This is a genomic window from Palleronia salina, from assembly GCF_900141995.1.
In the GTDB taxonomy this organism is placed as follows: Bacteria; Pseudomonadota; Alphaproteobacteria; order Rhodobacterales; family Rhodobacteraceae; genus Palleronia; species Palleronia salina.
In genome coordinates this window covers 88,388-109,535 of sequence record NZ_FQZA01000011.1, presented here as the reverse complement: position 1 = coordinate 109,535, position 21,148 = coordinate 88,388, and the positions used below count along the sequence as shown (strand labels likewise).

Sequence of the window (21,148 nt, the reverse complement as noted above, 5' to 3'; positions counted from 1 at the left end):
CGCCGGACGCTTCAGGCGTCCAGCGCGCGGCAATCTTGCGGAAGCCAGCCGATCTTGACCTTCTGGCCGGGCGAGAGACGCACCTGGTCGGCGCGGTTGCGGGTCTTGACGATGAAATCGTCGCGCCCGGCAACCTTCAGCCGCGTGCGGAACACGTCGCCCATATAGATGAATTCCTTGACCTCGGCGTCGAGCGTATGCGCATCGGGCCCGAGATCGGGGTTGAACTCGACACGCTCGGGGCGGATCGAGACGACGGTCTTGTCGCCGACCTTGCCGACATTGACCGGCAGCGCGTCGATCTCTTCGCCGGTGCCGTCAAGCTTCACCACGCACTGATCGCCGCTCAGCTTGGTGACGGCACCGCGCAGCGTGTTGTTCTCGCCGATGAACTGCGCGACGAAGCTGTTCTGCGGCTGCTCGTACAGCGCGTCGGGTGCGGCCAGCTGCTGGATGCGGCCGTCGTCGAACACGGCGACCCGGTCCGACATGGTCAGCGCCTCGGTCTGGTCGTGGGTCACGTAGACCACGGTGATGCCCAGCTCGTGCGCCAGGTTCGTGATCTCGAATTGCAGGGTTTCGCGCAGCTGCTTGTCCAGCGCGCCCAGCGGCTCGTCCATCAGGACCAGCTCGGGCTCGAACACCAGCGCGCGGGCCAGCGCGATGCGCTGCTGCTGGCCGCCCGACATCTGCGCGGGGCGGCGCCCGGCGAAGTCGCCCATCTGGACCATGTCCAGCGCGCGCTTGATCTTCTGCTCGCGCTCGGCCTTGCCGATGTTGCGGACCTCCAGCGGGAAGGACAGGTTCTCGCCCACCGACATGTGCGGAAAAAGCGCGTAGTTCTGGAACACCATCCCGATGCCGCGCTTGTGCGGGGGAATGTTGTTGATCTCTTTCCCGTCCAGCCGGATCTCGCCGTGGGTGGCGGTCTCGAAGCCGGCCAACATCATCAGGCAGGTCGTCTTGCCCGACCCCGAGGGCCCGAGCATCGTCAGGAACTCGCCCTTCCCGATGGCTAGGTTCAGGTCTTTGACGACCAGTGTTTCGCCGTCATAGCTTTTCTGCACGCGATCGAACGCAACGAAAGCTTCGCTGTTTGTCCCGTCTGGCACCGGTTTCTCCCCGTATTGATCGTCATTGTCGCGATCTTGTCGCGAAATAAACCGAACGCTGCCCCGCAATGCAAGCAAGTGGTGCCGAGATTTCTCAAAACGCCACGAAACCCAGTAAAATCGACCGATTTCGCGGGATTCCCGGTCGATTAACCCGGGCCATGCGTTAGTTTGCCGCGAATGCAAAAGCCATCGGGGGGCATCGTGGCGGCCATCATCTTTGATCTTGACGGGACACTTTTGGACTCGGCGCCCGATATTCACGCGGCCCTGAACGCCGCGTTGGCACCGTACGAACGCTCGGTTTCGCTTGAACAGGCACGCGGATTCATCGGCCGCGGGGCGCCTGTCCTGGTCAGCCGGGCCCGCGCGGCGCTGGATCTGGACGACAGCTTGCAGGACCCGATCCTGGCCGATTTTCTCGACCGATACGAGACCGCCGTCGCCCTGACGCAGCCCTACCCTGGCGCGCTCGCGGCGCTCGACACGGTTGCGGCCCGCGGTCACACCATGGCGATCTGCACCAACAAGCCCATCGGCCCCGCGCGATTCGTCGCGGCGCATTTCGGGCTCGATACACGGATGGGGGCCATGTTCGGCGGCGACAGCCTGGCCACCCGCAAACCCGACCCCGAGATGCTGCACGCCACCATGGCCGCGCTGGAGGCCGATACATGCCTTTACGTGGGCGACAGCGAAACCGATTGCGAAACCGCGCGGGCGGCCGATGTGCCGTTCGTGCTGTTCACCGAAGGCTATCGCCACAGCCCGCCCGAGGCCCTGCCCCACGCCGCCGCATTCAGCGACTGGTCGCAGTTTCCGGACCTGGCCGAACGGGTGCTGATGTCAGGCTGATCCGGCCCCGAGAGATGGTGCGGTAGAGAAGACTCGAACTTCCACGGGTGTTACCCCACAGCGACCTCAACGCTGCGCGTCTACCATTCCGCCACTACCGCATCTCTCGGTGGCCGGGTGGCGCGGGTGTAGCGGCTCGCGTCCCCCTTGTGAAGAGGGTTTCACCCGAAATGACGCGGCGCAGGATGTGTATCGCGCGCCGCGACGGAGCGCCGTTCACTCGGTGATCGAGAAGGTGGGCAGAGCCGGGGCCGACGCGGGCACCGCCACCGCGCGGTCGGGAAACAGGACCGCCGACATGACCTTCAGGCGGTCGGGCTGGCTGGGCGCGAAGACCGGGTCGGTCTCGGCGGCCGACAGGCTGGCATCGAACCATTGCTCGGCGCGGGACGCGTTCTCGGCAACGCCTTCGCCGGCATGCAGGTGGTGCCCGAGGATTTCGCCATAGGCGTCCTGCCCCGTGCCGACCAGCAGCAGCGCGGACCCGATGGCCATGGCGCTGTCACCCGAGGCATAGCCGTGCCCCAAACAGACCTGCGCGGTCCCGGCTAGCTGCGCCTCGGGCAGGCCGGCCTCACCCACGAAACCCGCGGCCATGGTTTGCACGGCGTCGCGGTTCGCCACCCCGACGGCAGCCACGAAGGGGGCCATCCGCTGGGCGTAGACGTCGCAGAGCGACGCGACCTGCTCCTCGGACGCGCCCAGGCTCTGGGCCAGCGCGTCGCCCGACGCGATGGCAAAGGCGCGCGCCACGCAGAATTGCTGCGACAGGGCGAAATCGGGGTTGGTGATCCGGTCGGACGGCGTGAAGGCAAAGCTCGTGCCCGCCTCCAGCCCCATGGCCTGGCACCGCTCGGCCAGCGCGGCCTTGGGCGCCGCGCTATCACCGAAAAGACTGGGCAGCGGGCCGGTCGCTGCGGCCGCGGGGGCCGCGGCGGCCGTGACCGCGGCAGGAGCCACCGGGACAACGGGCTGCGGCGCAGGGGCCGCCACCATCTGCGTCTGCGGCGCCGCGGGCACGGGCGCGACCGGGACCGGCGTCGGCGCGACGACCATGGTGGTTCCGGGCTGCACCGCGGTGCCGCCCGCCATCTCGGCGCGGTACACCTTCAGCAGCCCGCGCGGCCCGTCCACCTGCGCGGCGATCTGCTGCTGGGTCGCGTATCCACCGGCCTGCGCCCGGTTATACGAGCTGATGAGGAGATCCTGCTCGAACGTGGTCAGGTTCCCGGTCACCGGGTAGCCCATGTAGGCCTGGTAGCGCGAGATCGCGTCGCGGGACTTGCGGCCCAGCTGGCCGTCCACGCCACCGGCGTTGAAACCGAAATAATTCAGCGACGTCTGGATCTGGCGCCCGGCCTGGGTTGCCGGGATCGTCGGGCGATGGACCTTCTTGGTCGATTTCGTCGACCTGTAGACCTTCCGTTGCGGCTGGTTTCGCACCGCGTGGCCGAGGACACCGCCGATGATGGCGCCGGCGACGAAATCACCGGCATCCGCGCTGGCGCGGGTGGTGGGCACGCCGATGATGGCAGCGGCGAGAATGGCGGACATGATAGGGCGATGTTTCATCGAATGCTCCTTTGAAAATGCGATGGGACCGGACGAAACATACGCGACCGACTGGGCCACCGACCGATTCGCCAGAAGTTTAGCACCGTTTTCGCCCTTCGCTTCGGATGAGCGCTTGAAATGTGTACGGTTTGTCCCTTTCTGTCCCGCCATGACCCGCGTGGAATGGAAAATCAGCGACGGTCCCGTGGACTATGTCGAGGCCCTGGCCGCCATGGAGGCGCGGGCCGCCGCCATCCGCGCGGGCGAAGCGCCCGAGCTGGTCTGGCTGCTCGAACACCCACCGCTTTACACCGCCGGCACCTCGGCCCGGGCCGAGGACCTGCGCGACCCCGACCGGTTCCCGGTGCACGAGGTCGGGCGCGGCGGACAGTACACTTATCACGGCCCCGGCCAGCGGGTGGTCTACGTTATGCTCGACGTGGGTGCGCGCGGGCACGACGTGCGCCGCTTCGTGGCCCAGCTCGAGGCGTGGGTGATCGCAACGCTCGACCGGTTCGGCGTGCGGGGCGAGATCCGCGAGGGGCGCGTGGGCGTCTGGGTCGCCCGCCCCGACAAGCCGCCCACCGCCACGGGCGCGCCGGCCGAGGACAAGATCGCCGCCATCGGCGTGAAGCTTCGCAAGTGGGTCAGCTTCCACGGGCTGTCCCTGAATGTCGAGCCGGACCTGAGCCACTTCGACGGGATCGTGCCCTGCGGGATCACCGAGCACGGCGTCACCTCGCTGGTCGACCTGGGCCTGCCGGTCACCATGGCCGACGTGGACGTGGCGCTGCGCCAATGCTTCGAGGACGTCTTCGGCGACGCGCCTCAGCCCAGCCCGAACCCGGCATAGGGCAGGAACCGCACCGGGTCGCCCTCGGTCACGGTCACCGCGCCGTCGGGCAGCTCGACCAGACCGTCGGCCCAGCTGAGCCCCGAGATCCGTCCGGACCCTTCCGAAGCGAACACCTCGGCCCGCCCGTCGCGAAGACGCGCGCGCAAGTATTCGCGGCGGCCCGGCTTCTTGCGCTTGGTGAACCCGGCGGGCACCTGCATCGCCAGCGGTTCGGGCCACGGTCCGCCCGCCATCACCGCCAATGCCGGCCGCGCGAAGATCAGAGCGCAGACGAAGGCGGCGACCGGGTTTCCGGGCAGGCCGAACACCGGCTTGCCGTCCCACATTCCCAGCGCCAGGGGGCGCCCCGGCTTCAGCGCGATCCGCCAGGCGGTGAGGCTGCCGGTCTCGCGCAGCAAGGCCGAGACGTGATCCTCGTCCCCCGCCGACGCGCCGCCCGAAGTCAGGATGACGTCCGCCGCCGCGCCGTCCAGCCGGTCGCGCAGGGCCGTCCGGTCGTCGGCCACGTGGCCCAGGTCCACCGCCGAGTGGCCCCATCGCGCGGCCATGGCCAGCAGCATGGGCCGGTTCGCGTCGTAGGTGCGGCCGGGGTCGTCGGTGCTGCCCGGCGCGGCGAGCTCGTCGCCGGTCGAAAGCACGCCCACGCGCAGCCGTTCGCGCACCGGCACCTCGGCCAGCCCCACGGCCGACAGCAGCGCGAGGTCCGGCGCGCGCAGCAGGTGCCCGACGGGAAGGGCTTCATCGCCCGCCGCCACGTCCTCGCCCGCGCGCCGCGTGTTGGCGCCGCGCTTGACGGGGCCGTTGAAGGCCACCGCCGCGCCATCGCTGCGGGTGTCTTCCTCCAGAACCACCGTGTCCACGCCGCCCGGCAGCAATGCACCGGTCAGGATGCGGATCGCGTGCCCCTCTGGCACGGTCCCGCGAAAGGGCGCACCCGCCGCCGCCCGGCCATCGACCAGCGGCAGGGTCTGCGGCCCCTCGCCCGTGGCGGCATGGGCGAAGCCGTAACCATCGACGGCGGCGTTCGCGCCCGGCGGGTTGGCGCGCCGGGCCAGGGCGGCTTCGGCCAGGATGCGGCCATCCGCCCGCGCGACTTCAACGGTCTTGATGCCGGTCACCGGCCGCAACCGGTCCCGCAGCAGCGCCAGCGCGTCGTCCACCGGGGTCCAGTCCACGCCGGGCGGCAGCGCGAAGCAATCGTTCGAAAGGGGCGGCGGGCGCAGGGGACTTGCGGCTAACGCGGTCAACCGCTCGCCATGACCCGCGCCAAGGATCCAACCCTCCTCCGGCGCCTGCACCTGCACCTGCATCATGCCCCGCAGTTCTTCCGCCGGCAGACGCGACAGCGCCCGCGCCAGCAGCCGCACCTGGTGCGCATCGCGGATGCCGTCGCCCGCCGCCTTGATCGCCGGCTCGATCAGCCCCGGCCAGATCTCGACCAGCACGGCACGCGCCTCGTCCCAATCCTCGAACGGCCAGGCGGCGACACCATCGATCCGGCGCAGGCGCGACAGCATGGGCAGCCCCATCAGGGCCTGGCTTCCGACCGTCGGGTTGAAGAACAGCTGCCAGACACTGGACGACGCTCCTGCCGCGCGGTCGCAGGCGCGCTTCTCGGCCATGCCATGCCCGTCGCGGTGCGTGCCGCGATAGGGAATGTCGGGATAGCCCTCTTCCTGCGGCTTGCCCCAGAAGGGGCCGATGCCGGGAAACATGCGGTTGATGGCGGAGGCCACGTCGAAGCGGTTGTTCACGCCCCGCGCATCGTCGGTGATGCGCTCGGCCAGCCAATCCCACAGCGCCAGCGGATCGGCGCTGCCGCAGACGGCCCGGGCGAAGCCCTCGGGGTATCCGAAGGGGAAATCGAACCCCACCAGCGTGCGCCGTCCCGCGGCGATCTCGGCCCGGAGGAAATCGGCCAGCCAGGACTCCGCGTCGCGCCGGGTGGGAAAGTGACGCGGCGCCTCGTCGCGACCGGACCGGGTGATCCCGACCCAGATCGCGTCCTTGCCTGGGGTGCGCACACCCTTGGCCGCCGACCAGTCGACCACCACGAACGTGTCGAAACCCGTCAAAGCCCCACCTCGCCCGCCATGAAATCGGCGATGGCGGCGGTGTCGTTCAGATCGAACACCGGCCGGTCCGTCAGCTCGACCGGGCCGCCCGCGGCCACGGCGCGGATGGTGGGGTCGCCGGGCGCGATCAGCGGGTTGCCCGGCTCGGGCCGCCACGCCTCGACCTTGGGGTGGCTGTCGCGCTTCCAGCCCTCCACCAGCACCAGGTCCACGGGCGCGAGCTTGGCCAGCAGCTCTTCCATCGGCGGTTCGGGCGCGCCGCGCAGCTCGGACATGAGCGCCCAGCGCGTGCCCGAACTCAGCAGCACCTGCTGCGCGCCGGCCTCGCGGTGGCGGTGGCTGTCGCGTCCCGGATGATCGACGTCGAAACTGTGATGGGCGTGTTTCAGGGTCGAGACCGTGTGGCCGCGGGCGGTGAACTCGGCCACCAGCCGCTCCATCAACCCGGTCTTGCCCGCGTTCTTCCATCCGGTGATGCCGTAGAGTTTCAAGATGCCATCTCGCGGGCCTGCTCCAGGTCGTCGGGTGTGTTCACGTTGAAGAAAGGATCGCAGCCATCGGTCGGGAACAGCGCCTGTCCGCAACCGTGCCGGTCGGTCCACATGACGACCTTGCGCACGCCATCCGCCAGCGCCGCACGCAGGTCGTCGCGCAGGGCAACGGGCCAGAGCCCGAAGGTGGGGTGGCGATAGACGCGGTCGCCCTCGCGCGTGGCGGCCAACGCGATGGGCACGTCTTCCGCTGCCGCCGCGAGCCGCGCCACGAGGTCGCGCGGGAAGAACGGCGTGTCGGCGGCCACGGTCACGATCCGGTCGGCCCCCTGTCCCGCCGCCCAGTCGAGCCCGGCGAGAACACCCGCCAGCGGCCCGGGATGCCCTGCCACGCTGTCGGGCAGGACCGGAAGGCGAAGGTCGGCAAACCGCGCCGCGTCCCCGTTGGCGTTCAGCGCCATCCCGGAAACCTGCGGCGCCAGCCGGGCGATCACCTCGTCCAGGATGCTGCGGTCGCCCAGTGACAGAAGGCCCTTGTCGCCCCCACCCATGCGCGTGGCCTGCCCGCCCGCGAGAATGACGCCGAGGGGCGCGGTCAACGGATCGCTCCGGCGCGGTCAGGCAAGATACCCTGGCAGAAGCTCACGTTTTCTCCTCCGACAGGTCGCGGCCCTTGCGCTGGTGGCGGCGATCCTCGTCGGGACCGGCGGCGTCGGCATCGCGGACCAGCCGATCCTCGCCCGCGAGGCACATGAAGCGGCGGCCGCGCATCCGGCCGATGAGGGTCAGCCCCACCTGCTGCGCGATCTCGACGCCCCAGGCCGTGAAGCCCGAGCGCGAGGCCAGCACCGGGATGCCCATGTGGGCGCACTTGATCACCATCTCGGAGGTCAGCCGCCCGGTGGTGTAGAGGATCTTGTCGGCCGGGTCCGCGCCCTCGCGCAGCATCCAGCCCGCCACCTTGTCCACCGCGTTGTGGCGGCCCACGTCCTCCATGTAGACCAGCGGTCGGTCCTGCCGGCACAGCACCGTGCCGTGGATCGCCCCCGCCGTGAGGTAAAGCGAGGGGGTGCGATTGATCCGGTCGGCCAGCGCATAGAGCCAGCTTGTCCGCACCTCGGCCTGCGGCAGGCGCAGCCCTTCGAGCCCCTCCATCATGTCGCCGAACACGGTCCCCACGGCACAGCCGCTGGTGCGGGTCTTCTTCTTCAGCTTTTCCTCGTGATCGGTGGGCCGGTCGGTGCGCACCACGACGACCTCGAGCTCGTCGTCGTAATCGACGCCGGTAACCGCCTCGCCGTCGCGCAGCATGCCCTGGTTGCGCAGGAATCCCAGCGCCAGGTACTCGGGGTAGTCCCCGATGGTCATGGCGGTCACGATCTCCTGCCCGTTGAGGTAAATGGTCAGCGGCCGTTCCTCGACAACCGCGATGTCCTGCTCGCGGCCCTCGTGATCGACGCCGCGTACAGCACGGGTCAGCCGCACGGCATCGGGGTCGGGTGCGATGAGATAGCCGCCATCACCAGATGTCATTTGATCTTCGCGCATGTCCGGGCCAATTCCCCTTTCGTTTGGACGATCAGGATAAGAGGTCCGCATGGGCGCCACCACCGCGAAATCGGCCTTCGGGCAAGGTGTTTTGCTCGGGCTGCCCTTCATCCTGGTCATCGTGCCCTTCGGCGCGCTGTTCGGCGTGGTGGCGACCGAGGCCGGGCTAAACCTGTGGGCGACCATGGGATTCTCGGCGCTGGTCATCGCGGGCGCGGCGCAGTTCACCGCCCTGTCGCTGATGGGCGAGGACGCGGCGACCTGGCTGGTGATCGTGACCGCGCTGGCGGTGAACCTGCGGATGGCGATGTACTCGGCCGCGCTGGTGCCGCACCTGGGGGCCGCGCCGCTGGGGCAGCGAGCCTGCGCCGCCTACCTGCTGGTGGACCAGACCTTCGCGGCGGCCAGCGCGACCTATGATCAGCGGCCGGAGATGGACCTGCGCGCCAAGCTCGCGCTGTTCTTCGGCATCGCGACGCCCATCGTTCCGCTCTGGTACGTGTCGTCGCTGGCGGGCGCCCTGCTGGGCGCGAGCATTCCCGAGGCCTGGGCGCTGGATTTCGCGCTGCCGCTGACCTTCATTGCCATGCTGGGGCCGATGCTGCGGACGCTCGCCCATGTGGGCGCGGCGCTGGTCAGCATCGCGCTGAGCCTGGCCTTCGCCGGCCTGCCGGCGGGCGTGGGTCTGCTTCTGGCCGGTGGGGCGGCCATGGTCACCGGCGCGCTGATCGAAACCTGGTCGGAGCGGCGGGCATGAACGGCGCCGAAGTCTGGATCGTCATCCTCGCGCTGGGCGCCGGTACGTACCTGATCCGCTTTTCCTTCCTGGGGCTGATCGGGTCGCGCCGCCTGCCGGAATTCGTGCTGCGCCTGCTGCGCTATACCCCGGTCGCGCTGTTCCCGGGCATCATCGCGCCGCTGGTGCTGTCGCCCGCGGCGACCGACGGGCAGTTCGACCCGGCCCGGGGTCTGGCCGCGCTGTTCACGCTGGGCGTGGCGCTGGTCACCCGCAACATGCTGGCCGCGATCGCGGCCGGGGCAGCGTCGCTTTATACCTTCCTGTGGTTGCTGGGCTGACCGACAGAGCCGGTCAGCCACTAGCGGATCAGAGGAAGAAGTTCTCGGGCGGCTGGAAGTCGGGGTCGAAGGTCACGCCGTGGCTGGTGTCCACGTTGCTTTGGTCCGACCGGAACGAGGTCACGCCCGGAAGCGCGCCGAAATCGTCCCGCAGCGCGTTGGGGAACCAGGTCGAGCCTACGTCGAAACCAACCTCGCGCAGCATCCCGCTGGTCGAGCGGGCGCAGGTGGCCCGGTTGGCCGAACCGTGGGCGGCGGCCAGCGCGATCAGGCGGTCGGCTTGGGCCAGAGACACCGACTTGGTCTGCGCAATGACGTGGTGCGTGTCACGCACGTGATAGTCGACATAGACCTTCCGGATCCGCTCGGTGATCCCGTAATGCAGGTCGCCCCGCTCGGGCACGTGCGGATGTCGGAATGACCCGGCCGGATCCCACAGAACCCGCTGCGAGCCGTTGATCAGCAGCGCGGTGTGCTGGCCTTCGCCGGACTCGGTCTTGATCACGGTGTAGAGCGTGATCTCGGCCGGGCCGTCGTGGACGTAGGCACGCCGCTGGACCTCGACCATGGGAGCGGGCGCGAAGGTGTCGGCCCCGCCACAGGCGGTCAGAAGCGCGAGGGCGCACAGCGCCACGAACTGTCGGATCATCGAGATCAGCCGTTGATCAGGGCCAGGAGGATCAGCGCGACGATGATCACCACCACCGTGCGGACGGTCCAGCGGACGAACCCGTTGAAGGTCTTCTCCTGCTCGGAAATATCCATCGAACCGTGGGAATGTTTGGCCATGTCTGCGCTCCGTCTCTTGGCTACCGGCAGGGTGATAGACGATTCACGACGGGCTGTCATGGTGCGAAATCGTCCCGGCGGACCGATCCCGCCGACCTAGCCCTCGGCCGGCGCGGCGGCCCCGAGATCGGCGGCCAGTTGGAAGCCGATGCGCCGGGGCGCGGCGTCCGCGCGCGCCTTGGGCAACGCGCGCAGCATGACCGACAGCTGGGTGACATGCTGCACCAGCTGCGTGCGCGCCCCGGTCGGGTCGGTGCCGTAGAACGTCACCATGTCCGGGTCGAAATAGCCCATCCCCTCGATCCGCATGACACCCGCCGCGTCGCCGGCGAAGGCCATGGCGACCTCGTGGGTTTCGTCCAGCTGCTCCTCGAACTTCTGGATGTAGAGGATCATCCGCTGGTACGCCCATTCCGCCGCGCTTTTCGCCTTGCGCGGTCCCTCGGTGACCGCCGCGGGCAGCGGGGCGTCCTCGATGCCCTCGGCCTCGGGGTCGCTGTGGACGGCATGCGCGCGGGGCAGCATGGCGTCCTCCATTGCCTCGGCGGCGGTGCGCACATCGCTTTCACCGGTCATTGCAGCACCCGGCGCACGGAGTCGGCGAGCAGGCGGACGACCGTGATCTGGTTCAGGTATCCCGTCTGCGGCAGGCTCACCTGCGCCTGGTAGCGGCGGATCGCGCGGCGCGTGTTTTCGTCGAACTGCCCGTCGACCCTGCCGGGATCGAGTCCCTCGGCCGCCAGGCGCTGCTCGATGGCCTGCCGGGTGATCGACGTCAGCCCCAGCTGCGCCTCGGCCGCTTCCGCCTCGGAATTCGCCTGCGCCCCCTGCCCGCGCAGCTGGTCCAGGCGGTTGCGGGCCGTCTCGGCGAACCGGCCCTGCGGGAAACGGTCGAGGAAATCGGCGTAGCCCGCCGCGCTGTCACGCGCGCGGGCGGTCTCCCAGGCCTGCCGCTCGGCCCGGTCGGCCTCGGCCCCGCGCATGTCGTCCAGCCGCCGGCGCGCCTCGTCCGCGAAATTGCCGTCGGGATAGCGCGACAGGAACGCCTCCAACCCGTCGATGCTGCGGCCCTGCCCGGTTTCGGCCCAATAGGCCTCTTCGGCGGCGGCGCGCAGTTCGGCCCGGCGGCGCGACTCTTCCTCCAGCTCGGCGGCGCGGGTGGCGGCCTGCGCGTCCAAGGCGGCGATCTGGTCGCGATCGAGATAGCCGGTCACCGCCCGCCCGTCGCGGCCCTGCCAGCCGCGGATGGCGCCGCGGGTGCCGGGGCCGAACACGCCGTCGATGCCCCGCGTGTCGTAGCCCAGAAGAACGAGATCCCGCTGGATCGCCTGCCGCTCGGACGCGCTCAGGCCCAGCGCGTCCTCGGCCCGGCGGGCCAGGCGGTCGGGGTCGTTGCGGATGTCGTCCAGCCGGTCCTCGGCGCGGTCGACGAAGGCGCCGCCCGGGTAGGCCATCAGGTACTCGATGAACCCTTCCTCACTGTCGGCGCGCTGGGCCTGCTCCCACAGGTCGCGCTCGGCCGGGCTGGGGCCCTGTTGCGCGGGCGGGATCGAGATGGTGCGGCTGGCCCGCTCGGGCAGGAAGGACAGCCCACCGGGCGCGAAGCCCTGCACCGTGCCGCCCGCGTCCTCGACGCCTGCCGAGATGCCGGCGCCCGGCCGGGCCAGCGTGTCGCGCAGGATGTCCCGCGCGGCCGTGGGCGTGGCGCGGATGACGGTGACGCCCTGCGGGATGTCCAGCCGCCCGATACCCGGCGACAGGCCCAGCCCGCTGGACGTGCCGCGATCATCCGTCGCCAGCACCAGCACGGCCCGGCCCGGCGCGTTCGATAGAAGCCCCATGACCGCCGAAAGCGGCACCGCCGACAGGGCCGTGTCGATCAGCGATGCGCCCTGGGCCTCGATGGGCAGGAAATAGCTTTCGTCCCGGCTGCTGACGAAGCGCCCCGACAGCGCGACCAGCACACCGTCGGCGCGGCGGCCCTGCTGTTCCAGCTGGCGCAGCGCGGTGGACAGGCTGTCCCGGTCGGCATCCTCCAGCACCTGCAGATCCAGCCCCGCGCCCCGCAGCGCGTCGCGCGCGTCGAGAATGGCGTCCCCCCGGCGCAGCGGTTCGGCCAGGTCGTAGCGGGCATTGCCCACCAGCAACCCGGTCTCCTGCGCGCGCAGGGCGGCAGGCAACATGAGGGCAAGGGTCAGAAGCAGCGGCAGCAGGCGCCAGGAGGCCATGGTTTATCCTTCGTAGTCGCGTTTGTCGTCGATGACCTTGCCGTCGCGCGGCAGGTCGCCCGGGGCGGCGATGCGCACCGTCCCGCGGAGTTTCAGGATGTCGCGCAGCGCCGCCTCGTAGGTGGCGGTCTCGCGCGGCTCGGCGGTCTCGAGCGCGACTTCCATCGCGTCGGCATCGCCCGACCGGGTGACCGTGACGCGCGCCCGGTCGACCTCGGGCAGGCTGGCGACCAGCTGCGCCACCTGCTCGGGGCGGACGAACATGCCCTTGATCTTGGCGGTCTGGTCCGCGCGGCCCATCCAGCCCTTGATGCGCATGTTTGTACGACCACAGGGGCTTTGCCCCGGCAGAACCGCCGACAGGTCGCCGGTGGCGAAGCGGATCAGCGGGTAATCGGGGTTCAGCGTGGTCACCACGACCTCGCCCACCTCGCCCTCGGGCACCGGGTCGCCGGTGCCGGGGGTGACGATCTCGACGATCACGCCCTCGTCCACGATCATCCCCTCCATGGCCGGGCTCTCGTAGGCGATGTTGCCCAGGTCCGCCGTGGCATAGCACTGCAGGCAGGCGATCCCCCGCTCGGCATAGGCCTCGCGCAGGGACGGGAACAGCGCACCGCCCGACACGGCGGCCTTGTCGATCCCGAGATGCAGGCCCAGCGCGTCAGCCTTGTCGAGAAGCACTTTCAGGTAATCCGGCGTGCCGGCATAGGTGGTGACGCCCATCTGCGCGGCGGCGCGGACTTGCAGCTCGGTCTGGCCGGTCCCGGCCGGCAGGACGACGGCACCCACGGCCCGCGCACCGGATTCGAACATCATGCCCGCGGGCGTCAGGTGGTAGCCGAAGCAGTTCTGCACCACGTCGCCCGCGCCGACACCGCAGGCGCGCAGGAACCGGCCGAGGCGGAACCAGTCGCCGTCGATGCGCCCGGGCTCGTAGATCGGGCCCGGCGACTGGAACACGTGGGTAAAACGGTCGAGCGGCGCCGCATATCCCCCCAGCGGTGGCGCGGCTTGCTGGGCGGCAACCAGGTCGGCCTTGCGCAGGACCGGCAGCGCGGCGAGCGCCGCCGCATCGGTCACCCCAGCCGCGGCCACATCGGCCAACGCGCCGTTGCCCGGCAATGCCTGCGCCCGCGCGATTTGCGCCGGCAGGGCCTCGGCCAGGTCGGCGGCGCGCGCCTCCACGCTCCTGAATTCCAGATCGCTCATCATCGTCTCCTCCACATGGTCCGAGGGCGCCCGAAAGCCAAAGACGCGCCACCGTTATCCGATAACGCGCCCGCCCCTGCCTTCATCTTTCCGAAAATACCTTTTGCAGGTCGGGGGGCGCGCCCCCGACCCTCACGACAGCCAGCGCTTGCGGCGGCGGTAGGACCGCGTGTCGCGGAACGACTTGCGCCCTTCGTCGGACATGCCGAGGTAGAATTCCTTCACATCCGGGTTCTCGCGCAGGTCCGACGCCTTGCCGTCCATCACGACGCGCCCCGACTCTAGGATGTAGCCCTGGTGGGCGAAGCGCAGCGCGACGTTGGTGTTCTGCTCGGCCAGAAGGAAGCTCACGCCCTCGCGCTCGTTCAGATCCTTCACGATACCGAAGATCTCCTCGACCAGCTGGGGCGCAAGCCCCATGGACGGCTCGTCCAGCAGGATCGTCTCGGGCCGCGACATCAGCGCCCGGCCGATGGCGCACATCTGCTGCTCGCCGCCCGAGGTATAGCCGGCCTGGCTCTTCCGCCGCTCCTTCAGGCGCGGGAAATAGGTATAGACCAGTTCCAGGTCCTCCTCGACCTTCGCGCGCCCGTCGCCACGGGTATAGGCGCCGGTCATCAGGTTTTCCTCGATGGTCAGGTGCTCGAAGCAGTGGCGCCCTTCCATCACCTGGATGACGCCACGCTTGACCAGGTCCGAGGGCAGCATGTCCTGCACCCGCTCGCCCCGATACAGGATCTGGCCCTTCGTGACCTCGCCCCGTTCGGATTTCAGCAGGTTCGAGATCGCCTTCAGCGTGGTGGTCTTGCCCGCGCCGTTGCCGCCCAGAAGCGCGGTGATCCCGCCCTTCGGCACCTTCAGGCTGACGCCCTTCAGCACCAGGATGACCGAGTTGTAGATCACCTCGATATTGCGCACCTCGAGCAGCGCGTCGTCGGTCGGCTGGTCGTTGGCGGCGCGGTTCAGGGTCTGGGCGTCGGACATGGAAGGGCCTTCTGTTGCGTCGCGGAAATTGCCCGGCGGAGCGGATCCGCCGGGCAACGGGGTCACGTCACTGGCAGGCCAGTTCGATGTTGTTCTCTTCGGCGTAGGCCATCGAGTCTTCCTGGACGAGCCGCGCGATCAGCTCCTGGTCCGACTGGATGTAGTCGGTCAGGACCTCCCACTTGCCCTCGTTCGCGTTCCACTGGTTGATCGCCGCGCGGCCGGATCCGCCGTGGTTCTCGCACGACGCGCTGAAGGTGGGGCCGAAGCCGGCAAGGCCCAGCTCGGCCATGCTCTCCTCGGTCATCTCCAGCTGCTCCAGCCCGTCGCGCATCATCGCGGGGGTGATGTCGCTGGTGCCGTGGATCTCCTGCGCCTTGCGCGCGCCCTCGGCGGCGATCATCGCGGCATAGAGCCCGCGGTTATACAGCACGGTGCCGTGCTGATCGCCCGCGCCGGCCGCGTTGCCCTTGGACCAGACGTATTCCTCGAGATCGTCGTAAAGCTCGAAATCCGATCCGACGGCGTGGAAGTTCAGCGCCTTGTAGCCATCGGCGCCCTCGCCCGCCGGGCGCACGTCGTTCTCGGACCCGGACCACCAGATGCCGATGAACTGGTCCATGGGATAGCGGATGTTCACGGCCTCCTGGATGGCGACCTGGTTCATCACGCCCCAGCCCCACATGATCACGTTGTCGGGGCGCTCGCGGCGGATCTGTAGCCACTGCGACTTCTGCTCCTGGCCGGGGTGGTCGACCGGCAGCTCCAGCAGCTCGAAGCCGTGCTCTTCCGACAGCTCGGTCAGGGTGCGGATCGGCTCCTTGCCGTAGGCCGAGTTGTGATAGACCAACGCGATCTTCTTGCCGCTCAGGTCACCGCCGTTCTCGTCCAGCAGGTACTTGATGGCGACCGACGCGCCGTCCCAGTAGGTGGCGGGATAGTTGAAGACCCACGGGAAAACCTCGCCGTTCGACGCGCTCGTCCGGCCGTAGCCCAGCGTGTGCATGGGGATGCCGTCGGCGCTGACACGCGGGATCAGCTGGTAGGTGATCCCGGTGGACAGCGGCTGGTAGACCAGCGCGCCCTCGCCCTTGGTGGCCTCGTAGCACTCGACCCCCTTCTCGGTGTTGTAGCCGGTCTCGCACTCGATCATGTTGATGCGCTCGCCGCCGATGCCGCCGTCGCGCTCGTTGAGCATGGCGAAATAGTCGGCGTAGCCGTCGGCGAAGGGAATCCCGTTCGCCGCGTAGGGCCCGGTGCGATAGCTGAGCGACGGGAAGGTCAGCTCGGCCAGCGCGGGTCCCGCGGCCAGTGTGGCGCCCAGCGCCAGGGTTGTCAGGGTCTTCTTCATTTGGTCTTCCTCCCAAGTCCCGTTCCGCGGGACCGTCAGTGTTGCGCCCGGAGTGCGGACGTCTCTTTTGGCCCGGTGTCCCGGGCGGTGACCGAGCCTAGTGCGGGAACGGCCACAATCTCAACTTCTCCTTCGTGATGCGCCACAGCTGCGCCAGCCCGTGCGGCTCGACGATCAGGAAGAAGATGATCAGCCCGCCGACGATCATGTATTCCAGGTGCGCGGCCAGGTCCGTGGGCCAGCCCAGCCCGCCCACCAGCACGTTTTTCAGCAGCACCGGCAGCAGCACCATGAAGGCCGCGCCGAGGAAGCTGCCCAGGATCGATCCCAGCCCGCCGATGATGACCATGAAGAGCACCAGGAACGACTTGTTGATGCCGAAGGCCTCGCCCACCTCGACCGCGCCCAGGTAGACGCTGAAGAACAGCGCGCCCGAGATACCGACGAAGAAGGACGACACCCCGAAGGCGCTCAGCTTCGCGCGCAGGGGGTTCACGCCGATGATCTCGGCCGCGATGTCCATGTCGCGGATCGCCATCCACTTGCGCCCCATGGCTCCGCGCGTGAGGTTGCGGCAGATCCAGGCAGACGCCACCACGAAGACCAGGCAGAACAGGTAGACGGCCCAGGCCTGCGTCTCGGGCCCGGTGATGCGGAAACCCGCGAGCGTGCGCTCGGGCGCGTTGATCTGTCCCGAGGCCGAGTAGTTGTAGAACCACGGCACCCGGTTGAAGAGCCAGACCAGGAAGAACTGCGCCGCCAGCGTGGCCACGGCCAGGTAGAACCCCTTGATCCGGAGCGACGGCAACCCGAACAGCATGCCCACACCGGCGGTGATGAAGCCCGACAGGACGATGTGGATCGCAATGTTGATGTCGGGAAACGCCGTCATCAGCTTGTAGCAGGCATAGGCCCCCACCGCCATGAAAGCGCCGGTGCCCAGGCTCACCTGCCCGCAATATCCCGTCAGGATGTTCAGACCCATGGCCGCGATGGCGTAGATCAGGAACGGCAGAAGCACCGCGTTCAGCCAGTAGTCGTTGATGACGAAGGGCACGAACAGCGCGGCCACCGCCAGGATCAGGAAATAGGCCGTCCGGTCCAGCCGGATCGGGAAGGTCTGGCTGTCCTCGCGGTAGGTCGTCTTGAAGTCACCCGCCTCACGATAGAGCATCACGCACCCTCCCTTCCCATGTCGCGGGCCACGCGCCGCCCGCCGGTCTTCATCTTTCCCGAAATACCTCGGGGGGCCGCGCAGCGGCGGGGGCAGAGCCCCCTCCCGGCCAAGGCCCGCGCCGCGCTACACACGTTCAATGATCCGCTCCCCGAACAGGCCCTGGGGCCGGAACACCAGGAAGATCAGCGCCAGCACGTAGGCGAACCAGTTCTCGGTCGCGCCGCCCACCAGGGGGCCGATCAGGAACTCGAACAGCTTCTCGCCCACGCCGATGATCAGCCCGCCGACGATGGCGCCCGGGATCGAGGTGAAACCGCCCAGCATCAGCACCGGCAGCGCCTTCAGCGCGATGAGGCTCAGCGAGAACTGCACGCCGGACTTCGCCCCCCACATGATCCCCGCGACCAGCGCCACGAAGCCCGCGATGGACCAGGTCAGAACCCAGATGAAGTTCAGCGAGATGCCCACCGACAGCGCGGCCTGGTGGTCGTCGGCCACGGCGCGCAGCGCGCGGCCCTGCTTGGTGTATTGCGAGAACGCGACCAGCACGGCAACCAGCACGGCGGCGATGATCGTGGCGGTGATGTCCAGGTTGTCGATGAAGAAGCCGTAGCCGAACATGTTGAACGTGGCTTCGTCGATGGTGGTGTTGATGCCCTGCGGCAGCCCCACGTCCAGCGTCTTGATATCGGCGCCCCACATCATGTCGCCCAGGCCTTCCAGGAAATAGGCCAGGCCGATGGTCGCCATGAACAGGATGATCGGCTCCTGTCCGACCAGGTGGCGCAGCACGATCCAGTTCACCGCCCAGGCGAAGGCGATCATCACGACCATGGTCAGCAGGATCGCCAGCAGCGCGGGCACCTCCCACCCGAAACCGTGGATGTCGGTGCCGAAGACGGCGTTGATCAGGTGCTCGAACGGGACCTGGCCGTCCATGATCCCCACCAGCGTCAGCGCGGCGAAAAGCGCCATGACCCCTTGCGCGTAGTTGAAGATGCCGCTGGCCTTGAAGATCAGCACGAAACCCAGCGCGACAAGCGCGTAGAGCACGCCGGCCATCAGGCCGTTCAGCGTGACCTCGATGGCGAATAAAAGCTGGTCAGGCATCGGCGGCTCCTGCATTTGCAACAAGCGCGACGAACGGCGCGTAATCAACGCTCACGTTCGTTGTCCCTCGCTCCTTTGGAGTGAGAAAAGTGATAAAACCGGTGGCGTATGAAGGTCGCACCGTGCCTGCTTCGCGCCACAGAAAGAATGGCTCTCCGACGCCGTTCACTGTCAGATCGACCTCGACCAAGGGAAGGCTATTGAGCGGCGCGATATGATCGTGCGCGAATGTCCGCACGGCATTGAGGACTTCATCCCGATCCTGTTTCGACCAGATGACAAGGTCGTCCTGGATGTCGCAGGAGCGGCGAATGCCGTTTTCATCGAACTTGATGAAAACGGCCGTTTCGGGATCCGCCCACGCCGACTCCGCTCCGTAGGCGAACTCTTCCAGCCGGGACACGTCCGGCGAGCCTCCGGTCATGTAGGGCAAGCAGCGCTCCGTCAGCATGGCCTGAACGGTCTCGACCACCCCGGAGCCACGCTCCCAGAGAACCGAGCCGATGCCCATCCCGATGCCGAGCCCCACCGCGACGACGCCGCTCATGATCCCAACCTCAATCATGGCGCCGATCTCGATCCGGCAGGGCCGCGATGGCGAATAACAGCTGATCGGGCATTTCGCCCCTCCTCCCTTTGGCGCCGCGCCCCCTTGTTGTCGGGGTCTCTGGCGGGTCTTGCCGGGCGCGGCGACGCGTGGCCGCCGCGCCCTGTCTCGCGTCACATCTTGTCGGTCCCCGGCGTGGACGCATCGCGTCCGGGGTTGGGGCCGGTCGCCGCCGGGCAGGTGCAGTCGCCCAGCAATTCGTTCGCCTTCTCGGACCGCTCGCCCGCCGGCTGCGCCTCGAGCGCGGCGCGCGCGGCGCGAAGACCCCAGTCGATGTCGCCCTCGACGAAGGCCGGGCGGTTCTCGCCGCCGTCGTGGATATCGGCCTGGCGCGCGTCGCGCGATTGCCGTGCCACGCGGCCCAGCGCCGACAGAACCGCCTCGCGTTCGTTCTTGCGCAGCCCCTCCAGGTCCTCGGGGCCGAATTTCGACACCATCTCGCCCGCCCAGTCGGGCAGGCCCTGATCGGCGCCCAGCGCGTCGGCCAATGTCTTCTTGTGCCAGCTCAGATCGCTCATCTCGTATCTCCTTTGGGGATTGATACGAGGGGAACGCGCGAGGCGGGGGTCCCGGTCCGCTTCATCCCGTCGCCCCGCAGAGCGAGGGATCGAGCCCGCGGGTCTCGGGCTGGGCCGGATAGACGGCACTCAGCTGCGGGAACATGCCGGGAAATGCCACCACGGCCAACGTGTAGGGGCGCCCGTCGAAGCCGCAGCCCTGCATCACGATCGTGCCCGTCTCGCCGCGACCGATCACGGCCAGGCGGTGCTGCGCCTGGGCGTCGGCGACCCACGCCTCGGTCGCGTCGGTCAGGATCTCGTACGGGGTCGAAAAGGCTCGGCCATTGGTGCAGCTGAAATGCCGCGGCGCGTCGCCCACGGCAGAGTCGGCCGAGGGACCATCCGCGCCCGGTGCGCTGCCGATCAGGTCGGCTGCCCCCACGGACACGGTGATTGACGCCCTGTCGGCCGTAGCGCCTTCGCGGACCAGCGCGACGAAGGGCGAGGCACAGGTTGCAAGGGCTTCGCATGAGCGGCCATCTTCGGTCGGCGACAGGCGCCATCCGTCGAAGGACGCGACCTTCCCGGTCTCGGCATAGCCCGAACAGGTGTCGAGCATGGCGATCCAGTCGCCCTCGACACCCGATTGCCCGGACGCCTGCGTGGCGATCAGGCCCAGCGTGGGCGCGGCCAGCCGGAACGACCGCGCGGCCCGCGACGCCCACGAAGCCCGGCGAGATTCAGTCATGGGCGACCCCCAGGTAAGCGTCGATGACTTCCTGGTTGCCACGCACCTCGTCGGGGGTGCCGTCGCCGATCTTGCGGCCGTAATCCATCACGACGACCCGGTCGCTCAGGTCCATGACCACGCCCATGTCGTGCTCGATCAGGGCGATCGTGGTGCCCAGCTCGTCGTTCACGTCGAGGATGTAGCGACTCATGTCCTCCTTCTCCTCGACGTTCATGCCCGCCATGGGCTCGTCCAGCAGCAGAAGGTCCGGCTCGGCCACCAGCGCGCGGGCCAGCTCGACCCGCTTCTTCAGGCCATAGGGCAGACGGCCCACCGGCGTCTTGCGGATGTGCTGGATCTCGAGGAAGTCGATGATCCGCTCGGCCCGCTCGCGGTTCTCGATCTCCTCGCGCTCGGCCTTGCCCTTCCAGATGGCCTGCGCCAGAAGCCCGGCGCTCATGTCGTTGAGCCGGCCCGTCATGATGTTGTCGAGGACGGTCATCCCCTCGAACAGCGCGATGTTCTGGAAGGTGCGCGCGACGCCCGCGCGGGCGACCTGGTAGGGCTTCATCGGCGGGCGGCGTTCGCCGCGGAACCAGACCTCGCCCTCCTGCGGGTTGTAGAAGCCCGAAATGACGTTCAGCATCGACGACTTGCCGGCGCCGTTGGGGCCGATGATCGCGCGGATCTCGCCCTTGCGGATGTCGAAGCTGATATTCTTGATCGCCTCGACCCCGCCGAAACGCAGGGTGATGCCGCGCAGATCGAGGATCACCTCGCCGATCGTGCGGCCGTCCTCGGTGACGTAGCTTTCGGCGGTGTCTTTCATTGGCCGGCTCCCCGTCCGCGTTCACACCATTGGGCGGCGATACCTGTGTGGCGAGATACGATC

At 68.7% G+C, this 21,148-nt stretch carries 23 protein-coding genes and 1 tRNA gene; 4 read left to right on the top strand and 20 right to left on the bottom strand.

Translation table 11 applies throughout. From position 1 onward, the window contains the following. Nucleotides 1-11: 11 nt before the first annotated feature. Nucleotides 12-1,112, bottom strand: a complete 1,101-nt coding sequence (locus BUB76_RS14345) for an ABC transporter ATP-binding protein (protein WP_073129485.1) — start codon at nucleotides 1,110-1,112, stop codon at nucleotides 12-14. A gap of 180 nt (nucleotides 1,113-1,292) precedes the next feature. Between BUB76_RS14345 and gph the strand changes: the two genes are divergently transcribed. Continuing rightward, entirely contained in the window at nucleotides 1,293-1,967 is a 675-nt protein-coding gene (gene gph, locus BUB76_RS14340; RefSeq protein ID WP_073129484.1) for a phosphoglycolate phosphatase, read from the top strand. Between the two features lie 15 nt (nucleotides 1,968-1,982). Here the strand turns inward: gph and BUB76_RS14335 are convergent. Then, nucleotides 1,983-2,068: transfer RNA gene (locus BUB76_RS14335), tRNA-Leu, on the bottom strand. A 115-nt stretch (nucleotides 2,069-2,183) separates the two neighbouring features. Next, nucleotides 2,184-3,539 carry a peptidoglycan-binding domain-containing protein gene (locus BUB76_RS14330; protein WP_175550319.1) on the bottom strand — a complete coding sequence of 452 codons (1,356 nt, stop codon included), beginning with the start codon at nucleotides 3,537-3,539 and terminating at the stop codon, nucleotides 2,184-2,186. Between the two features lie 160 nt (nucleotides 3,540-3,699). On the opposite strand from BUB76_RS14330, the gene lipB reads away from it, so the two are divergent. Continuing rightward, nucleotides 3,700-4,374 carry a lipoyl(octanoyl) transferase LipB gene (lipB, locus tag BUB76_RS14325; RefSeq protein WP_073129503.1) on the top strand — a complete coding sequence of 225 codons (675 nt, stop codon included), beginning with the start codon at nucleotides 3,700-3,702 and terminating at the stop codon, nucleotides 4,372-4,374. Here lipB and BUB76_RS14320 read toward each other — a convergent pair. The 4 genes from BUB76_RS14320 to fdhD are packed head-to-tail and all read right to left on the bottom strand — an operon-like array spanning nucleotide 4,350 to nucleotide 8,476. Beyond that, entirely contained in the window at nucleotides 4,350-6,452 is a 2,103-nt protein-coding gene (locus BUB76_RS14320) for a molybdopterin-binding protein (protein ID WP_073129482.1), read from the bottom strand. The genes lipB and BUB76_RS14320 overlap by 25 nt on opposite strands. After that, nucleotides 6,449-6,943 (bottom strand): molybdopterin-guanine dinucleotide biosynthesis protein B, encoded by a 495-nt coding sequence (gene mobB, locus BUB76_RS14315; RefSeq protein ID WP_073129481.1) that lies wholly within the window; start codon nucleotides 6,941-6,943, stop codon nucleotides 6,449-6,451. Before mobB ends, BUB76_RS14320 begins: the two co-directional genes overlap by 4 nt. Further along, entirely contained in the window at nucleotides 6,940-7,542 is a 603-nt protein-coding gene (gene mobA, locus BUB76_RS14310) for a molybdenum cofactor guanylyltransferase MobA (RefSeq protein ID WP_073129480.1), read from the bottom strand. The genes mobB and mobA overlap by 4 nt, the downstream gene beginning before the upstream one ends. Before the next feature lie 43 nt (nucleotides 7,543-7,585). Then, entirely contained in the window at nucleotides 7,586-8,476 is an 891-nt protein-coding gene (fdhD, locus tag BUB76_RS14305; protein WP_073129502.1) for a formate dehydrogenase accessory sulfurtransferase FdhD, read from the bottom strand. Between the two features lie 64 nt (nucleotides 8,477-8,540). On the opposite strand from fdhD, the gene BUB76_RS14300 reads away from it, so the two are divergent. Both BUB76_RS14300 and BUB76_RS14295 read left to right on the top strand, forming a co-directional pair. Further along, entirely contained in the window at nucleotides 8,541-9,248 is a 708-nt protein-coding gene (locus BUB76_RS14300; protein WP_073129479.1) for an AzlC family ABC transporter permease, read from the top strand. Beyond that, nucleotides 9,245-9,568: an AzlD domain-containing protein gene (locus tag BUB76_RS14295; protein WP_073129478.1), complete on the top strand. Its 324-nt coding sequence runs from the start codon at nucleotides 9,245-9,247 to the stop codon at nucleotides 9,566-9,568. The genes BUB76_RS14300 and BUB76_RS14295 overlap by 4 nt, the downstream gene beginning before the upstream one ends. 28 nt (nucleotides 9,569-9,596) lie before the next feature. On the opposite strand, the gene BUB76_RS14290 is transcribed toward BUB76_RS14295, so the two are convergent. The 13 genes from BUB76_RS14290 to BUB76_RS14230 all read right to left on the bottom strand — a co-directional run bounded on the left by BUB76_RS14290 (nucleotide 9,597) and on the right by BUB76_RS14230 (nucleotide 21,085). After that, a complete protein-coding gene (locus BUB76_RS14290) occupies nucleotides 9,597-10,217 on the bottom strand; it encodes a hypothetical protein (protein WP_073129477.1) in 621 nt (206 codons plus the stop codon). A gap of 5 nt (nucleotides 10,218-10,222) precedes the next feature. Further along, nucleotides 10,223-10,357: an aa3-type cytochrome c oxidase subunit IV gene (locus BUB76_RS14285; protein ID WP_073129476.1), complete on the bottom strand. Its 135-nt coding sequence runs from the start codon at nucleotides 10,355-10,357 to the stop codon at nucleotides 10,223-10,225. A 96-nt stretch (nucleotides 10,358-10,453) separates the two neighbouring features. Beyond that, on the bottom strand, nucleotides 10,454-10,933 hold the full coding sequence (locus BUB76_RS14280; protein ID WP_073129475.1) for a DUF6173 family protein: 480 nt from the start codon (nucleotides 10,931-10,933) through the stop codon (nucleotides 10,454-10,456). Next, on the bottom strand, nucleotides 10,930-12,585 hold the full coding sequence (locus tag BUB76_RS14275) for a peptidoglycan-binding domain-containing protein (RefSeq protein WP_073129474.1): 1,656 nt from the start codon (nucleotides 12,583-12,585) through the stop codon (nucleotides 10,930-10,932). Before BUB76_RS14275 ends, BUB76_RS14280 begins: the two co-directional genes overlap by 4 nt. A gap of 3 nt (nucleotides 12,586-12,588) precedes the next feature. Then, the gene (locus tag BUB76_RS14270) at nucleotides 12,589-13,797 is read right to left on the bottom strand and encodes a phenylacetate--CoA ligase family protein (RefSeq protein ID WP_084140677.1); all 1,209 of its coding nucleotides are present in this window, start codon (nucleotides 13,795-13,797) and stop codon (nucleotides 12,589-12,591) included. 132 nt (nucleotides 13,798-13,929) lie between these two features. Then, complete coding sequence (locus BUB76_RS14265; protein WP_073129472.1) at nucleotides 13,930-14,781, bottom strand: ABC transporter ATP-binding protein; 852 nt, start codon at nucleotides 14,779-14,781, stop codon at nucleotides 13,930-13,932. A gap of 67 nt (nucleotides 14,782-14,848) precedes the next feature. Continuing rightward, nucleotides 14,849-16,132 (bottom strand): ABC transporter substrate-binding protein, encoded by a 1,284-nt coding sequence (locus tag BUB76_RS14260; RefSeq protein WP_073129471.1) that lies wholly within the window; start codon nucleotides 16,130-16,132, stop codon nucleotides 14,849-14,851. Between the two features lie 97 nt (nucleotides 16,133-16,229). Further along, complete coding sequence (locus tag BUB76_RS14255; RefSeq protein ID WP_073129470.1) at nucleotides 16,230-17,306, bottom strand: branched-chain amino acid ABC transporter permease; 1,077 nt, start codon at nucleotides 17,304-17,306, stop codon at nucleotides 16,230-16,232. Between the two features lie 126 nt (nucleotides 17,307-17,432). Continuing rightward, a complete protein-coding gene (locus BUB76_RS14250; RefSeq protein ID WP_073129469.1) occupies nucleotides 17,433-18,419 on the bottom strand; it encodes a branched-chain amino acid ABC transporter permease in 987 nt (328 codons plus the stop codon). Further along, nucleotides 18,412-18,966 carry a hypothetical protein gene (locus BUB76_RS14245; protein ID WP_139250879.1) on the bottom strand — a complete coding sequence of 185 codons (555 nt, stop codon included), beginning with the start codon at nucleotides 18,964-18,966 and terminating at the stop codon, nucleotides 18,412-18,414. Before BUB76_RS14245 ends, BUB76_RS14250 begins: the two co-directional genes overlap by 8 nt. A 173-nt stretch (nucleotides 18,967-19,139) precedes the next feature. Further along, nucleotides 19,140-19,544, bottom strand: a complete 405-nt coding sequence (locus BUB76_RS14240; RefSeq protein ID WP_073129467.1) for a hypothetical protein — start codon at nucleotides 19,542-19,544, stop codon at nucleotides 19,140-19,142. A gap of 61 nt (nucleotides 19,545-19,605) precedes the next feature. Further along, on the bottom strand, nucleotides 19,606-20,274 hold the full coding sequence (locus tag BUB76_RS14235) for a hypothetical protein (protein WP_073129466.1): 669 nt from the start codon (nucleotides 20,272-20,274) through the stop codon (nucleotides 19,606-19,608). Further along, nucleotides 20,267-21,085: an ABC transporter ATP-binding protein gene (locus BUB76_RS14230; protein WP_073129465.1), complete on the bottom strand. Its 819-nt coding sequence runs from the start codon at nucleotides 21,083-21,085 to the stop codon at nucleotides 20,267-20,269. Before BUB76_RS14230 ends, BUB76_RS14235 begins: the two co-directional genes overlap by 8 nt. Nucleotides 21,086-21,148 lie beyond the last annotated feature (63 nt).

Excerpts from the sequence above, each read along its gene's own strand:
- gph (WP_073129484.1), top strand. The coding sequence starts at position 1,293 with ATGCAAAAGCCATCGGGGGGCATCGTGGCGGCCATCATCTTTGATCTT.
- BUB76_RS14330 (WP_175550319.1), bottom strand. The coding sequence starts at position 3,539 with ATGAAACATCGCCCTATCATGTCCGCCATTCTCGCCGCTGCCATCATC.
- fdhD (WP_073129502.1), bottom strand. The coding sequence starts at position 8,476 with ATGACATCTGGTGATGGCGGCTATCTCATCGCACCCGACCCCGATGCC.
- BUB76_RS14300 (WP_073129479.1), top strand. The coding sequence starts at position 8,541 with ATGGGCGCCACCACCGCGAAATCGGCCTTCGGGCAAGGTGTTTTGCTC.
- BUB76_RS14295 (WP_073129478.1), top strand. The coding sequence starts at position 9,245 with ATGAACGGCGCCGAAGTCTGGATCGTCATCCTCGCGCTGGGCGCCGGT.
- BUB76_RS14290 (WP_073129477.1), bottom strand. The coding sequence starts at position 10,217 with ATGATCCGACAGTTCGTGGCGCTGTGCGCCCTCGCGCTTCTGACCGCC.
- BUB76_RS14285 (WP_073129476.1), bottom strand. The coding sequence starts at position 10,357 with ATGGCCAAACATTCCCACGGTTCGATGGATATTTCCGAGCAGGAGAAG.
- BUB76_RS14280 (WP_073129475.1), bottom strand. The coding sequence starts at position 10,933 with ATGACCGGTGAAAGCGATGTGCGCACCGCCGCCGAGGCAATGGAGGAC.
- BUB76_RS14275 (WP_073129474.1), bottom strand. The coding sequence starts at position 12,585 with ATGGCCTCCTGGCGCCTGCTGCCGCTGCTTCTGACCCTTGCCCTCATG.
- BUB76_RS14270 (WP_084140677.1), bottom strand. The coding sequence starts at position 13,797 with ATGAGCGATCTGGAATTCAGGAGCGTGGAGGCGCGCGCCGCCGACCTG.
- BUB76_RS14265 (WP_073129472.1), bottom strand. The coding sequence starts at position 14,781 with ATGTCCGACGCCCAGACCCTGAACCGCGCCGCCAACGACCAGCCGACC.
- BUB76_RS14260 (WP_073129471.1), bottom strand. The coding sequence starts at position 16,132 with ATGAAGAAGACCCTGACAACCCTGGCGCTGGGCGCCACACTGGCCGCG.
- BUB76_RS14255 (WP_073129470.1), bottom strand. The coding sequence starts at position 17,306 with ATGCTCTATCGTGAGGCGGGTGACTTCAAGACGACCTACCGCGAGGAC.
- BUB76_RS14250 (WP_073129469.1), bottom strand. The coding sequence starts at position 18,419 with ATGCCTGACCAGCTTTTATTCGCCATCGAGGTCACGCTGAACGGCCTG.
- BUB76_RS14245 (WP_139250879.1), bottom strand. The coding sequence starts at position 18,966 with ATGAGCGGCGTCGTCGCGGTGGGGCTCGGCATCGGGATGGGCATCGGC.
- BUB76_RS14240 (WP_073129467.1), bottom strand. The coding sequence starts at position 19,544 with ATGAGCGATCTGAGCTGGCACAAGAAGACATTGGCCGACGCGCTGGGC.
- BUB76_RS14235 (WP_073129466.1), bottom strand. The coding sequence starts at position 20,274 with ATGACTGAATCTCGCCGGGCTTCGTGGGCGTCGCGGGCCGCGCGGTCG.
- BUB76_RS14230 (WP_073129465.1), bottom strand. The coding sequence starts at position 21,085 with ATGAAAGACACCGCCGAAAGCTACGTCACCGAGGACGGCCGCACGATC.